17 protein-coding genes are annotated in these 13,805 nt (G+C 46.6%); 1 reads left to right on the forward strand and 16 read right to left on the reverse strand.

All coding sequences use genetic code 11. The features are described from left to right. Positions 1–242: 242 nt before the first annotated feature. On the forward strand, positions 243–1,169 hold the full coding sequence (locus tag HZY94_RS02235) for an aldo/keto reductase (protein ID WP_179924847.1): 927 nt from the start codon (positions 243–245) through the stop codon (positions 1,167–1,169). Positions 1,170–1,235: 66 nt separating this feature from the next. Here the strand turns inward: HZY94_RS02235 and HZY94_RS02240 are convergent, their stop codons facing one another. From HZY94_RS02240 to rplK, 16 genes are all read right to left on the reverse strand, one after another. Continuing rightward, a complete protein-coding gene (locus HZY94_RS02240; RefSeq protein ID WP_179924848.1) occupies positions 1,236–1,805 on the reverse strand; it encodes a GTP pyrophosphokinase in 570 nt (189 codons plus the stop codon). A 65-nt stretch (positions 1,806–1,870) separates the two neighbouring features. Further along, positions 1,871–2,794 carry a Fic family protein gene (locus HZY94_RS02245; RefSeq protein WP_179924849.1) on the reverse strand — a complete coding sequence of 308 codons (924 nt, stop codon included), beginning with the start codon at positions 2,792–2,794 and terminating at the stop codon, positions 1,871–1,873. A 316-nt stretch (positions 2,795–3,110) separates the two neighbouring features. Next, positions 3,111–3,293, reverse strand: a complete 183-nt coding sequence (locus HZY94_RS10725; protein WP_373683175.1) for a MazG-like family protein — start codon at positions 3,291–3,293, stop codon at positions 3,111–3,113. Further along, a complete protein-coding gene (locus tag HZY94_RS10730; protein WP_373683176.1) occupies positions 3,283–3,462 on the reverse strand; it encodes a hypothetical protein in 180 nt (59 codons plus the stop codon). The genes HZY94_RS10725 and HZY94_RS10730 overlap by 11 nt, the downstream gene beginning before the upstream one ends. 8 nt (positions 3,463–3,470) lie before the next feature. Beyond that, a complete protein-coding gene (locus HZY94_RS02255) occupies positions 3,471–5,009 on the reverse strand; it encodes an ABC-F family ATP-binding cassette domain-containing protein (protein ID WP_179924850.1) in 1,539 nt (512 codons plus the stop codon). Between the two features lie 363 nt (positions 5,010–5,372). Then, entirely contained in the window at positions 5,373–6,065 is a 693-nt protein-coding gene (locus tag HZY94_RS02260) for a 5'-methylthioadenosine/adenosylhomocysteine nucleosidase (RefSeq protein ID WP_179924851.1), read from the reverse strand. Positions 6,066–6,077: 12 nt separating this feature from the next. Next, positions 6,078–6,302, reverse strand: coding sequence for a cell wall synthase accessory phosphoprotein MacP (gene macP, locus HZY94_RS02265; protein ID WP_179924852.1), 225 nt, complete (start codon positions 6,300–6,302; stop codon positions 6,078–6,080). Then, positions 6,299–6,856, reverse strand: a complete 558-nt coding sequence (locus HZY94_RS02270) for an NUDIX hydrolase (protein ID WP_179924853.1) — start codon at positions 6,854–6,856, stop codon at positions 6,299–6,301. Before HZY94_RS02270 ends, macP begins: the two co-directional genes overlap by 4 nt. A 53-nt stretch (positions 6,857–6,909) precedes the next feature. Then, on the reverse strand, positions 6,910–8,295 hold the full coding sequence (glmU, locus tag HZY94_RS02275; RefSeq protein WP_179924858.1) for a bifunctional UDP-N-acetylglucosamine diphosphorylase/glucosamine-1-phosphate N-acetyltransferase GlmU: 1,386 nt from the start codon (positions 8,293–8,295) through the stop codon (positions 6,910–6,912). A gap of 112 nt (positions 8,296–8,407) precedes the next feature. Next, entirely contained in the window at positions 8,408–9,106 is a 699-nt protein-coding gene (locus HZY94_RS02280; RefSeq protein WP_179924854.1) for a 3-oxoacyl-ACP reductase, read from the reverse strand. Beyond that, complete coding sequence (locus HZY94_RS02285; protein WP_179924855.1) at positions 9,099–9,335, reverse strand: DUF2829 domain-containing protein; 237 nt, start codon at positions 9,333–9,335, stop codon at positions 9,099–9,101. Before HZY94_RS02285 ends, HZY94_RS02280 begins: the two co-directional genes overlap by 8 nt. 37 nt (positions 9,336–9,372) lie before the next feature. Continuing rightward, entirely contained in the window at positions 9,373–10,176 is an 804-nt protein-coding gene (locus tag HZY94_RS02290; RefSeq protein ID WP_179923387.1) for an MBL fold metallo-hydrolase, read from the reverse strand. Further along, positions 10,166–11,533, reverse strand: a complete 1,368-nt coding sequence (gene vicK, locus HZY94_RS02295; protein ID WP_179924856.1) for a cell wall metabolism sensor histidine kinase VicK — start codon at positions 11,531–11,533, stop codon at positions 10,166–10,168. Before vicK ends, HZY94_RS02290 begins: the two co-directional genes overlap by 11 nt. Beyond that, on the reverse strand, positions 11,523–12,227 hold the full coding sequence (gene yycF, locus HZY94_RS02300) for a response regulator YycF (RefSeq protein ID WP_179924857.1): 705 nt from the start codon (positions 12,225–12,227) through the stop codon (positions 11,523–11,525). Before yycF ends, vicK begins: the two co-directional genes overlap by 11 nt. A gap of 83 nt (positions 12,228–12,310) precedes the next feature. Continuing rightward, positions 12,311–13,000 carry a 50S ribosomal protein L1 gene (rplA, locus tag HZY94_RS02305; protein WP_160333092.1) on the reverse strand — a complete coding sequence of 230 codons (690 nt, stop codon included), beginning with the start codon at positions 12,998–13,000 and terminating at the stop codon, positions 12,311–12,313. 93 nt (positions 13,001–13,093) lie between these two features. Continuing rightward, positions 13,094–13,519: a 50S ribosomal protein L11 gene (gene rplK, locus HZY94_RS02310; protein ID WP_160333093.1), complete on the reverse strand. Its 426-nt coding sequence runs from the start codon at positions 13,517–13,519 to the stop codon at positions 13,094–13,096. Positions 13,520–13,805 lie beyond the last annotated feature (286 nt).

Genomic DNA, 13,805 nt, shown 5'->3' on the forward strand with positions numbered 1-13,805 from the left:
TTTAAAACACTTGAGGACGTGATTGATAAACTACAAGAAGTGATTCAAAGTTTGCATTGGTCTGACCTTAAATCTATTGTCCATAGAGAATGGATTTTTTCAGATTTTGAATTTGAATGAGTATTAGCTTCGACTTGCCTAACTTGAGTTATGCCTGCGTCTCGCTGCCTAGTGGGGAGCCAAACTAGTTTGCGTAGTCAATTTTAAAATGGAAGTAGTATTATTTTGAAAGGAATCCACACATGAAAACGATTGAACTCAACTCAGAAAAAACCAAACTATCCAGTATCGTCCTAGGTCTGATGCGGATTAAAAACCTCTCACCCCGAGAGGTGGAAGAATTAGTCGAGACCGCCTTGGCAGCAGGCATCAACACCTTTGACCTCGCAGATATCTACGGAGGCGGGCGCTCAGAAGAAATTCTCGGACAAGTCCTCAAAAATAGACCCGACCTACGCGAGCAGATGTGGATCCAATCCAAATGCGGCATCCGCATCGAGGAATTTACCTACTTTGATTTCTCCAAGGAGCATATTCTCAAGTCCGTCGACGGCATCCTCAAACGCCTCCACATCGAACAACTCGATAGCCTGCTCCTCCACCGCCCTGATGCCCTCATGGAACCTGAGGAAATCGCAGAAGCCTTCGATTCACTCGAGGAAACCGGCAAGGTCCGCCATTTCGGAGTCTCCAATCACAACCCCCACATGATCGACCTCCTCCAAAAGGACCTCAACCAACCCCTGACCATCAACCAGCTCCAACTCAGCGCCGCCTTCACGCCCGAATTTGACGCTGGCTTTCACGTCAACATGGAAGAGTCCCTGGCCAGCTCTGGTCCAACCGGAATCTTTGAATACGCCCGTGCAAAAGACATGGTCATCCAAGCCTGGTCGGTTCTCCAATACGGCTATTTCCAAGGAGTCTTCTTGGGCAACCCCCAATTTGAAAAACTCAATCAAGTTCTCACCCGCCTAGCACAAAACTACCAAACCACCCCTGCAGCCATTGCCATCGCTTGGGTCCTGCGCTACCCTGCTAAGATGCAAGCCATCATTGGCACTACCCAACCCCAACGCATCCTGGAAGCTGCCCAAGCCACAACTATCACTCTCAGCCGCAAAGAGTGGTATGAAATTTACCTGGTCGCTGGGAAGTCACTTCCTTAATAAGCTGACCACGTTTGAAAGCGCAAAAGACCAGCCTTCTTATCGAAAGAGGCTGGCCTTTTTGCACTAGGACTGATGGTTGACGAAATTCCGTTTATAGAGTCTGTGACTCTGGATATTCCCATCCACATCTTTAGCATCCCAGATTTGGAGCTCCCAAGGATAGTAAAAATTACTTTCATTTTTAAAATAAACATAAACACCAAGGTAACCATCCTTATCGCGGAGATACCAATTTTTTAAACAAAATCCCTCCTTCCAAGCATCCAACTTTTCTATCACCTGCGCCAGTTCTTCTGACTGTAAAATCACCCGTGCTCCAAAAATATCATTTAAGATGGAATTGACAGGATAACCTGCTGTTCTTTCGGAAAAACGATCAATTTTATCCAAAATACTTTCAGAAGTTTTCACACGGTAGACATAAGCAATATCTTGAAGATCAGCCTTCATCAGATAATCATTAATCGACTCGTGTAAATTTAGTCGATAGTCCAAAATAGCCTGCGTCGGAACCTTGGCAAAGGTGTGTTCTAAATTTACCTTTTGAACCTTTCCTGTTTCAAAATAATCCATGGAATATTCTTGATGAATTCGGTTAATTTCCGAAATCAAGCGTTCAACTTTCTTAAGCAAAGGGAATACCTCCCACTGGTGACAAGTCTTAGTTTTCAGCTCACAAGCTTTCTACGACGGCCTGTTTATGCTTCATACCAATCTTTGTCTACATCCTCAAAAGAAAGGATTGACAAATACATATCCAATCTCTCATTTAAATAGCGAGCAAACAAATCCTCCATCGCTGATAAACTTCCTTTGGTATGATAGTCCTCGAAAGCTCGGTAGTAGGTCAAGCGATCTGAAAATTTAATATCAATGGGAGGGTAACCCGCCTTCATCAACTCTAAATTCACCAAAAGGCGCCCCGTACGCCCATTACCATCAATAAAAGGATGGATACTTTCAAAAAGAATATGAAAACGAGCCATTTTAGTCACCATGTTCTCCTGGCTATCTTCATAGTCTTTCAACAATTGCTCCATCAAGGGGCGAATCATAAAGGGTTGAGCAGGTTCGTTGACAGCCCCTACGATACGAACAGGTACCTTGCGATAAACACCTCGATCATCCTTTTTATCCGATAGAACCAAATAATGAATATCTTTTACAACCTGTTCCGTCAAGAGAGTTCCTGCTGCCACCAAGGTTTGCACATATTCAAAAGCCTCCTTGTGTCCAATTGCTTCGAGATGATCCTTTAGAGGTTTCTGATCAATGGTCAAGCCACGTAGGACCAAATCCGTCTCACGAAGCGTCAGAGTGTTCCCCTCAATCGCATTGGAGTTATAGGTAAACTCCACCATAAACTCCTCATTTAAGCGCTCAACCTCTCCTTGGGTTAAGGGGCGAAGGGAGGCAAGTTTAGTCATCTTTTGATCAATTAAAGCCACCAGACTCTCCGCCTTTTTATAGCGACCATCAACCGGTTTAGGCGCATCTTGCGGAATCTTCCACGAACGTCCTTCACGAACAGCGCCCTCCACCTTCCCCTGGCTACACAAATCACGCACACGACGATCAGAAATTCCCCAAGAATCAGCTGCCCTCTTAACGGAGATATACATAAAACACCTCACCTTCTAAAAAATTATTAATTTCCTAAAACCATTATAGCAGAGTTCGGAAGGATAGGGTTCTTAACGGAAGGATAGTTAGGGTATTTGCGGAAGGATAATGACCTTAGTCGTCCCTTGCCCCGATAGTTTCATCCCTGTAAAGAGATTTAATACTCAAAGAAAATCAAAAATAGTCTAGGAAACGAGCTGCAGACAGTACTAGACGTACGGCAAAGCGAGTTGACAACGAATAGTTTTGATTTTCAAAGAGTATAAAAACCCAATCACGCTCCTCTCTCCAAAGCTTCGATTGGGTTTTCAGTCTTTATTTCAACTTTTCTGACGGTAGTGGATATTTCAAGGCGTTTTTCTTGAGTTTGTCTTGGATGATGGTTTCCACATCCAAGCCCAGGCGGTCAGTAAGTAGTAAGGTGTAGATGAGGACATCGGCAATTTCTTCCTGGACATTGATCGGATCCAAGGCTTCTGCCTCGCTTTTAGATTTCAAGGCTCGGGTGAAAAAGGTCTCCCAGACCTTTTTCACCCCATTGACAATTTTCCAGTAGCTCTGCAGCTTCGATGATGATCGAGCTGGCCAGGTTACGGGGGCTGTGGGCTTGGCCCCAGCCACGGTCATCGCGGAATTTCAGGATATCTTGGATAAGTTTGTCTGTCATAGAGGCTCCTAAATCAATTCATTGAAGTCCCACACTTGATCGACCCAGCCCTGGTAGAAGTCTGGTTCGTGGCAGACCATAAGGATGCTGCCCTTGTAGGCTTGGAGGGCTCGTTTGAGTTCCTCTTTGGCATCCACATCCAAGTGGTTGGTAGGCTCGTCCAGGACGAGGACATTGGTTTCGCGGTTCATGAGCAGGCAGAGGCGGACCTTGGCCTGCTCACCTCCACTCAGTACCTGAATTTGACTTTCGATGTGCTTGGTGGTTAGGCCACAGCGGGCTAGGGCTGCGCGGACTTCGGCCTGGTTGAGGGCTGGAAAGGCATCCCAGACAGCTTCCAGAGGTGTTTGGCGGTTGCCTCCAGGGACTTCTTGCTCAAAGTAACCCAACTCTAGGAACTCTCCTTCTTCAACCTGACCTCCCAGAGCAGGAATGACACCTAGAAGACTTTTGAGGAGGGTCGTTTTCCCGATTCCGTTGGCACCAACAATGGCAATTTTCTGGTTGCGTTCGAAGGTCAAATCCAGCGGCCCGGCCAGTTTGCGGTCATAGCCAATTTCCAGACCTTGGGCTTGGATAATAAAGCGCCCCGGTGTCCGTGCTACCTTGAAGTCAAACTGGGGTTTAGGCTTCTCCGCTTGGAGTTCAATTAGGTCCATCTTATCCAGCTTCTTCTGCCGGCTCATCGCCATGTTGCGCGTCGCTACCCGGGCCTTGTTGCGGTTAACAAAGTCTTTGAGGTCGGCAATCTCCTTCTGCTGGCGTTCATAGGCCGCTTCCAATTGAGCCTTCTTCATGGCATAGACTTCCTGGAACTGCTCATAATTCCCGCTGTAGCGCACCAAATCTTGATTTTCAACATGATAAACCAAATTAATCACGTCATTAAGGAAGGGAATATCATGGGAAATTAAAATAAAGGCATTTTCATACTCTAAGAGGTAACGTTTGAGCCAATCGATGTGCTCGGCGTCCAGGTAGTTGGTAGGTTCGTCCAAGAGGAGAATGTCTGGCTTCTCCAGAAGCAGCTTGGCCAAGAGCACCTTGGTCCGCTGGCCTCCACTAAGCTCGGTGACATCTGAGTCCATCCCAAAATCGCTGACCCCAAGGGCACGCGCCACTTCATCAATCTTGGCATCAAGGCTATAGAAATCGCGGCTATCCAAACGATCCTGCAACTCGCCAACCTCTTCCATCAAGACCTCATAGTCCGTAGCTTCTGCCATCTCCATGTAGATTTCTTGGATCCGCGCCTCGGTTTTAAACAAATCATCAAAGGCTGTCCGCAGCACATCACGCACGGTCATACCAGCCTCCAAAACCGCATGCTGGTCCAGGTAACCCGCCTTGACATACTTGGACCAGCTTATCTGACCCTCATCCGGCTGCAATTGCCCGGTCACAATACTCATAAAGGTGGACTTACCTTCACCATTGGCACCCACCAAACCAATATGTTCCCCCTTTAACAGACGAAAGGAAACATCCTCAAAAATGGCCCGATCTCCGAAACCATGACTCAAACGCTTAACTTCTAATATACTCATACTTTTCCTATTCTTCAAAAAAGAGGGGAGTGGGACAGAGAGGCTGAGACAAAAGTCTAGCCTCTTTGACTTTGGATAACAAAATGCCTTTGACGCAGTAGCTGATTGGGTCTAACAGCATTGTATGCTGTTAGAGAGTACCAAATCTTGTTTGCGAAGCAAACTCCAATCATTCGCTTTTCAAGCTCGGAAGAGAGCCTAATCAGCCTTGCGGGGGTGGGATTGAAAAGGTTCGGGGAACCTTTTCAACCTGAGCCAAGAAATTAGAAAGCGAATAAACTAAATTTTTTCAAATTTAGTTCTGTCCCACTCCCTTATTCGCTTTCTTAATTTTAGACTCATGTCAGCTAGCCTAGAGACTTCCTAGACTAATTTCTGTAAAAAGGCGATGAGGACCTGGGCTGATTTCCGGCCAGCTTCCACGATAAATTCATCAAAGGAAAGAGCTCCATCCTGTTCAGCGGTATCACTCATAGCCCGTACCACCATGACGGGTAGGTTAATGGCATGGGCAGCCTGGGCAATGGCAGCCCCCTCCATTTCAACAGCCAGAACATCTGGGAAGTGAGCCTTGATGTGCTGCAAACGGTCGGCTGAAGCAATAAAGGAATCCCCTGTAGCAATCAGCCCCAGGTGCGACGCAAAGCCTTGCTCCTCCAAGACCTCTTTGAAAACACTTTGAAAATACTTACTAGTTTCAAAGAAGAGTGGCTGTTGAGCCATCTGGCCGTAAGCATAACCAAAGGCTGTCACATCCACATCGTGGTAGGCTAAACGGTCCGCAACCACGACATCGCCCACCTTGAGGCCAGTTGCCACTGCCCCAGCTGAACCCGTATTGATCACCGCATCCACCTTAAAATCTTGGGCTAAAATCGCAACGGTCATGGCTGACATGACCTTCCCGATTCCACTTTCCACTAAGACAACCTCGTGACGACCGATATGACCGGTATGGTACACCTGGCGCAGCCGTAGATGTTTCTGAGCATTTTCCAACTGCTCTAAAAGGCTAGCCAATTCCTGCGGCATCGCCGCAATAATTCCAATCTTCATTCTCTCACTTTCCTACAATACAAACACAAAAATCAGCAGGATTACCAACAACAACAGCAACCAGAAAAGAATCTTATTCAGGGTATGTTGGAAACGCGCCCGTTTTTGATTCTCCACCTGACGGCTTTTCCGGACTTCCGGCTCAACCTCCAGGCGGTCAATCTTATATAACAGATCCAAGTCTAGTGCTTCTGTTTCCTCATAGCTATCCGAGTCAAAGGACGGTCGCTTTGTCATGAGACTGTCCCCGATTCCAGCAATTGCCAGTACTGAATCGCCATAATCGTTTTGGCATCGCAAATCTCACCTGCCTCAATAGCAGCGAGAGCCTGCTCCAAATCCAGCTCATAAAGGGCCAAGGTCTCATCCTCATCCTGGGGACGGGAATTGGCAACCTTTTCTAAATTCCGAGCCAGATAGAGCTTCACTTTTTCATTACAAAAACCGATGGCTGTGTAAAAATCATACAGCAGCTCCAAATCAGCCCTATAGCCAATTTCTTCTTCCAATTCCCGCATGGCTGCGGCTTTGGGATCTGCGTGTTCCCCAACTTCCAATTTCCCGGCCGGAATCTCCAAACTAGTAGCTTCAATCGCCTTACGGAATTGCTTGACCAGGAGAATCTTGTTGTCCTCAGTAATCGGCAGCACACAAACAGCCCCATTATGGAAGACCAACTCCCGTGTGGAGACACCCTTGCCATCCGGTAGCTCGACTTCATCGACCGCTACCTGAAAAACACGTCCCTGAAAAATTTCCTGACGACTCAAGGTTTTTTCTTCAAAATTCATCTTATGATCCTCCAATCTACTGCCATGACCCAGCTGCATTAAAATACAAGAGACTAGTTCTCTTTTTGAGCTGGATGGTGCGGGAAGCGCACCGCATAACCATCCTTATTGACCTGCCGAGACCGACCAAGGGCCAAGCCATCCTCCGGCACGTCACTGGTAATCGTTGATCCTGCCGCCAACAAGGCATGATCGCCAATCGTCAGTGGAGCCACTAGGGTTGAATTGGAGCCAACAAAGACACCATCCCCAATGGTTGTGCCATACTTAGCCTGGCCATCATAGTTAACGGTGATGGTTCCAGCACCAAAATTGACGTTTTGACCAACCTCACTATTACCGATATAGGTTAAATGGCCAGCCTTGGTCCCGGCCCCTAGACAAGAACCCTTAACCTCAACAAAGTTCCCTACATGGACCTCATCAGCCAAACTAGAGTCTGGCCGAATGTGAGCATAAGGACCAACGGTCACATTCTGGCCAATAGTTGATTCCTCAATCATGGAATGGGTAATCCGACTGTTGGCACCGACATGACTGTCTTGCAGGTAGGAGCCTGCACTGACATAAACACCCGTCTCCAGCTTGGTTTTCCCACGCAGGGTGACTTGCCCTTCGAGTTCAACATCGCCCGCAATTTCAACATCAATGTCAATGCTGGTTGTTGCAGGGTTCTGGAAGGTCACACCATTTAACATATGGCCCTTGTTGATGCGGTTGCGCATGACATTTTCAGCAATGGATAGGGCGTAGCGGTCATTGACCCCTAAACTTTCCTCAAAATTCCGCAGCATATAAGCCCCAACCTTCTCACCAGCCTGGCGGAAGATGCCGATGACATCGGTCAGGTAATATTCCCCTTGGGCATTGTCGGTTGTGATTTCTTTGAGGGCTTCAAAGAGGCGGCGGTTATCAAAGACGTAGGTCCCGGTATTGATTTCCTTAATTTGTTGCTCAAAATCACTGGCATCCTTCTGCTCAACAATCTTTAGCACCTCACCATCTGCATTCCGGACCACGCGTCCATAACCAAAGGGGTTATCCGCTTCGGCCGTTAGGATTGTCGCCACATTCTTATGGTTGATATGGAAGTCCACGAGCGACTTGAGGCTTTCACCGGTAATCAACGGTGTGTCACCAGCAATAACCAGGGTTTGGCCTTCCAAATTTCCCAAAACTTCCTCAGCCATACGCACAGCATGACCAGTTCCTAATTGCTCTTTTTGCAAGGCAAAATGAGTCTGCCCCGCCAAGACTTCTTCCACCATTTCCGACTGATGACCAACAATGGTCACCGTCTGAGCCGGATTCAAGGCCGACACACTGCGGAAAACATGCTCCAACATGGAAATTCCCGAAACCTTATGAAGGACTTTGGGCAAGTCCGATTTCATCCGCGTGCCTTTTCCAGCTGCTAAAATAATGGCATAATTTGACATATTCATTCCTCTATTTCTTGTCATACTCATCCCCTATTATAGCACTTTTCCCCTAAATAGAAAAAAGGAGTAAGCAGAAGATATTCCTTCCTTAGCCTACGCCTTTTTCTTCCTATTTAAGAGTCCAACCACCATCAATGGTCACAATCGCTCCTTGCATGGAGGCCATCTTACCACTGGCCAGAAAAACGGTCAAATCCGCCACTTCCTCTGGCTGGGTCCAACGCTGGATCGGGGTCTCCTGGGCCACCCACTCCGCCAAACCTCCAGGTTCAAAGTCGGCCTGGGTCATTCCGGTCTGGACGGCGCCTGGAGCAATTCCAAAAATCTGAACGCCATTTCCTGCATAATCAAGGGCCAGCTGCTTGGTGAGACCCATGAGTGCATGTTTAGAGCTGGTATAAGCGGCTCCTCCACCCCCAGCTATGTGACTTGCAATGGAACACATAGTGATAATGACCCCTGCCCCTGCCGGCACCATTTTGTTTAAATAGAAACGACTCATTTCCATCGGTACGCGGACATTGGTTTCATAGACCCGATCCCACAGCTCGCGAGACATTTCTAGCAAGGGAGTGTAGCCATCAAGGATGCCAGCTGTCAGTAACAGGACATCAACCTGATCGACCCAGGAGAAGACGGCTTCTAGATCTTGCGTTAAATCCACCTGGAGAAAGTGGAAATCCCCCGGTAAGTCTGGAGCTGGCTTTTGATCAAGGCCATAGACCTGATCGCCCAGCTCCAAAAAAGCCCGGGCTTGGGCTAAACCGATGCCCGAGGAAACGCCTGTAATCAAGACCTTCCTAGGCATCCACTTCTACCCAATCCTCAGCCAAGACATCACAGGGCGTTGGGCTCCACATAGAATAGCCCTCCCCTTGACCAGACACATGGATCAGGAAGTAGGGAGTTACCTCTAACATTTGGCCTTCAACTTCCAAGTGGTCAAAGAGTTGGACAAAATTCTCTGCACCACCCCATCCCTGACGCACATATTTTTTCTTAGCCCGTAAGCCAGGCAAAATCTCTTCAAAACGCATTGCTTCTCCTCTTTTTTCTAGTTAGTCTACAAGGCACTTAAATCCAAGTCAAGGGACTGGCCTGGTCAGGCGACGTATCCAAGACTTGGAAATCGTGTCCAACAGCCAAATCAGCTTGAGCTAGATTGTTGACCATGGTCATGTGGGCCAGCTCTTTAATGTTGTTTTCCTTACTGAGGTGGCCTAGATAGATTTTTTTAGTCTGGTTGCCCAGGGTGCGAATCATGGTTTCTGCCCCATCTTCATTGGACAAATGGCCCTTATCTGACAAAATCCGTTGCTTCAAGGACCAGGGATAACGGCCGCTGCGGAGAATTTCAATGTCATGATTGCTTTCAATCAGGTAGGCATCGGCATTTTCAATCACTCCTGCTAAACGGTCACTGACATAGCCGGTGTCTGTCAACATAACAAAGCTTTTCTGGTCCTTCATAAAGCGGTAAAATTGCGGAGCCGCCGCATCATGGCTGACCCCGTAACTTTCAATGTCCAGATCACCAAAGGTCAGGGTTTTGCCCATTTCAAAGACATGTTTCTGGTCGGTGGTAATTTTTCCGAGGTGGCCTTCCATGGCATCCCAGGTCTCTTGGTTGGCATAGATGTCCAGATTGTATTTCCGGGCCAAAACACCGACCCCGTGGATATGGTCCTTATGTTCATGGGTGACAAAAATCGCATCTAGGTCCTTGGCACTACGGTCGATTTCGGCTAAGAGACTTTCGATTTTTTTACCAGATAAGCCCGCATCGACTAAAATCCGCTTCTTTTCACTTTCAACATAAAATGAATTGCCACTCGATCCCGAGGCTAAAATACTATACTGAAATCCTTTATCCGTCACTTTCTACATCCGCTCCTGTTTGGTCATCCCAATCTCCTGTTTCGGAGAGGGATTTTTCATATGGTAAAACAATGGTAAAACTAGATCCCTTGCCATACTCACTCTTGGCCCAGATAAAGCCCTGGTGCTGTTTGACAATTTCCTTAGCAATGGCGAGACCGAGACCGGTGCCACCCTGAGCCCGGCTACGGGCCTTGTCCACTCGGTAAAAACGGTCGAAAATTTTCGGCAGGTCTTTCTGAGGAATCCCCAAGCCCTGGTCTGCAATCACAATAATCAATTGGGAATCGGTGGTTTGCATGGAGACAGTAATTTTACCACCATCTGGTGAGTACTTGATGGCATTGTTGAGGATATTGTCCAGAACCTGATTCATCTTATCCGTATCAATCTCAATCCAAATTGGCGAAATCGGGTATTGCCGCACAATCTCATAGTGTTTGCTTTCCTCTTGGCTACGGATTTTGTCAAAACGATTCAGGATATGGGTCATAAAGGCGGTGAAGTTAATCAACTCAACTTCCAAATCACTGGCCTCATTATCAATCCGTGACAAGCTCAAGAGGTCGGTAATCATCCGCATCATCCGGTTGGTCTCCGTTAGAGATACATGGATAAAATCAGGTGCTACCGGTTCGGTCAAAGCCCCGTCTTCCAAAGCCTCCAAATAGGATTTAACACTGGTCAAGGGGGTCCGCAATTCGTGGCTGACATTGGACACAAACAAACGGCGCTCCCGTTCCTCCTTCTCCTGCTCGGTTGTATCATGTAAGACTGCAACCAAGCCCGAAACAAAGCCACTTTCACGTCTGACCAGGGCAAAACGAACCCTGAGACTGAGGTACTCACCATTGGCATCCTGGCTATCAATGGTATCCACTGGAGTTTCGACAATCAGTTGGCGTAGGTCATAGCGATCCTCAATTTTTAATAACTGTAAGATCGGTTGCCCCAGGGCAGCTTCTTCACTGCCCCCCAACATCCGGCAGGCCATGTCATTAATCAGGGTAATATCCCCCCGTCGATTGGTCGCTAGAACCCCATCCGTCATATAGGATAGGACACTGGATAGACGCGTCGTCTCCTGCTCCAAATTTTCCTGGGTCAGACGAATCACATCCGACAAATCATTGACGGATGTGATGAGCTCCCGAATATCTGGACTTTGCGAGTCCAGCTCCAAGCGATTATACTGACCGGCAATCAGTTCTTCTATTTTCTCATTTAATTTGCGAATTTTTTGGCTGTCTTTTCGATTTTCATAAGCCAAAAGCGCCACAACAATGATAAAAGAAACAACAATCAGGCCAAAAATAATATCGCTGGTAAAGAGAAAATCGCGAATCTTAATGATCATGGCGGATATAGTAGCCGACACCTCGGCGCGTGAGAATGTATTCCGGACGACTTGGATTATCTTCGATCTTCTCCCGCAGGCGGCGGATGGTTACATCGACAGTTCGAACATCCCCAAAATAGTCATAGCCCCAGACTGTCTCCAAGAGATGTTCCCGGGTCATCACCTGCCCCACATGAGACGCCAGGTGTAAGAGCAATTCAAACTCACGGTGGGTTAGTTCTAACTCCTGGTCCCGTTTGTGAGCCACAAAGGCTTCCGGGAAAATCCGTAAATCGCGAATCACCAATTCACTAGGTTTGCCGGCCTCTTCTTCTTGGGCATCGGCCATCAACTCGGTCCGGCGCAGAACCGCCTTAACCCGAGCTAGTAATTCACGATTGGAAAAAGGTTTGGTCACATAGTCATCTGCTCCAATTTCGAGGCCAATCACCTTATCAAACTCGGAATCTTTTGCCGATAGCATGATAATCGGAATATTGCTGGTCCGGCGAATGGTCTTGGCTACTTCCAAGCCATCAATCTCCGGCAACATCAAATCCAAAATCACAATATCCGGCTGTTCCGCTTCAAAAACTTCCAAGGCTGCTTGACCATCAAAGGCCGTCACAACCTCATAGCCTTCCTTGGTCATGTTAAATTTTATAATATCGGAGATGGGTTTTTCATCATCTACTACTAAAATTTTCTTCATATAGATCCACCTTTCTCGATCCTCTCATCATTATACCAAAAAAGAGACTAGAACTTTCCTTCTAGCCTCTTTTTATCCCCTTCTTAGAAAGAAGATGGGTCTACTTTGATACCAACACCTTGTGTAGTTGTGATGGTTACGTTTGTCATGTAAGTACCTTTAGCTGTAGCTGGTTTCGCTTTAACCACTACGTCATGGAAAGCTTTGAAGTTTTCAACCAATTTATCAGCATCAAAGGATACTTTACCGATGATTGCTTGAACGTTACCAGCGCGGTCTGCACGGTAAGTGATTTTTCCACCTTTAGACTCTTCAACTGCTTTTGCAACATCCATTGTTACAGTACCAGTTTTAGGGTTTGGCATCAAGTTACGTGGTCCAAGGACACGTCCAAGACGTCCAACAAGAGCCATCATGTCAGGTGTTGCAACAACCACGTCGAAATCTAACCAACCACCGTTGATTTTTTCAACAAGGTCTTCTTCACCTACAAAGTCAGCACCAGCAGCTTTTGCTTCTTCAGCTTTTGCTCCACGCGCAAATACCAAGACGCGTTGAGTTTTACCAGTACCGTTTGGAAGAACCATCGCACCACGGATTTGTTGATCCGCTTTTTTAACGTCGATGTTCAAGTTGTAAGCAACTTCTACAGTTGCATCAAATTTTGCAAAGTTTGTTTCTTTCGCAAGTGCTACAGCTTCTTCTACGCTGTATGCTTTTGTGCTGTCGATTTTTTCAAGAGCAGCACGTAGTTGTTTGCTTTTTTTAGCCATTTTCTATTCTCCTTGTTTAGTGGTTCAATCGATTTTCATCTCCCACGTCACTCATCGAACTGATGAAGTCTTGCGGGTTTTGGGTGTTATTGATTAGTCAACAACAGTGAATCCCATAGAACGAGCAGTACCTTCAATCATACGCATTGCTGCTTCAACAGACGCTGCGTTCAAATCTGGCATTTTAGTTTCAGCGATTTCTTGTACTTGAGCACGTGTAACAGTTGCTACTTTTTCAGTGTTTGGAGTACCAGAACCTTTTTCAACTCCTGCAGCTTTCTTAAGAAGAACAGCAGCTGGAGGTGTTTTTGTTACGAATGTAAATGATTTATCTTCATAAACAGAGATAACAACAGGGATGATCATACCAGCTTGATCAGCTGTACGAGCGTTAAACTCTTTGGTGAATCCCATGATGTTAATACCTGCTTGACCAAGCGCTGGACCAACTGGTGGAGCTGGTGTTGCTTTACCGGCAGGGATTTGCAATTTAACAATATTTTCGACTTTTTTAGCCATTTTTTAAATCCTCCTTTGTGGTTTTGGCGGTAAGATAAGTTTTTTACCTCCCACAAGTATGCGAATCGCATACCTTCTTAGTATACAGCTTTTTGGAAAAAAAGCAAGCGAAAAGTTCAGTTCTTTTTTAATTTTTTGCCCAAAAAAGACTTTCCGTGTTAAAATCCCGACTTTATCACCTAAAAATAGACAAAGACCAGCTAACCCCTTGTGCCCCAAGGGATTTGGCTAGTCTTTTTTCTTATTTGGGTGTTGTATATGGAGCCTTAGCGTAGTTTTTTAGCTC

Origin of the sequence: Streptococcus danieliae, assembly GCF_013415245.1 — a bacterium.
Classification (GTDB): domain Bacteria; phylum Bacillota; class Bacilli; order Lactobacillales; family Streptococcaceae; genus Streptococcus; species Streptococcus danieliae_A.

Coding starts and splice junctions, on each gene's coding strand:
- HZY94_RS02235 (WP_179924847.1), top strand. CDS start 243: ATGAAAACGATTGAACTCAACTCAGAAAAAACCAAACTATCCAGTATC.
- HZY94_RS02245 (WP_179924849.1), bottom strand. CDS start 2,794: ATGTATATCTCCGTTAAGAGGGCAGCTGATTCTTGGGGAATTTCTGAT.
- HZY94_RS10730 (WP_373683176.1), bottom strand. CDS start 3,462: ATGACAGACAAACTTATCCAAGATATCCTGAAATTCCGCGATGACCGT.
- HZY94_RS02255 (WP_179924850.1), bottom strand. CDS start 5,009: ATGAGTATATTAGAAGTTAAGCGTTTGAGTCATGGTTTCGGAGATCGG.
- HZY94_RS02260 (WP_179924851.1), bottom strand. CDS start 6,065: ATGAAGATTGGAATTATTGCGGCGATGCCGCAGGAATTGGCTAGCCTT.
- macP (WP_179924852.1), bottom strand. CDS start 6,302: ATGACAAAGCGACCGTCCTTTGACTCGGATAGCTATGAGGAAACAGAA.
- HZY94_RS02270 (WP_179924853.1), bottom strand. CDS start 6,856: ATGAATTTTGAAGAAAAAACCTTGAGTCGTCAGGAAATTTTTCAGGGA.
- glmU (WP_179924858.1), bottom strand. CDS start 8,295: ATGTCAAATTATGCCATTATTTTAGCAGCTGGAAAAGGCACGCGGATG.
- HZY94_RS02280 (WP_179924854.1), bottom strand. CDS start 9,106: ATGCCTAGGAAGGTCTTGATTACAGGCGTTTCCTCGGGCATCGGTTTA.
- HZY94_RS02285 (WP_179924855.1), bottom strand. CDS start 9,335: ATGCGTTTTGAAGAGATTTTGCCTGGCTTACGGGCTAAGAAAAAATAT.
- vicK (WP_179924856.1), bottom strand. CDS start 11,533: ATGATCATTAAGATTCGCGATTTTCTCTTTACCAGCGATATTATTTTT.
- yycF (WP_179924857.1), bottom strand. CDS start 12,227: ATGAAGAAAATTTTAGTAGTAGATGATGAAAAACCCATCTCCGATATT.
- rplA (WP_160333092.1), bottom strand. CDS start 13,000: ATGGCTAAAAAAAGCAAACAACTACGTGCTGCTCTTGAAAAAATCGAC.
- rplK (WP_160333093.1), bottom strand. CDS start 13,519: ATGGCTAAAAAAGTCGAAAATATTGTTAAATTGCAAATCCCTGCCGGT.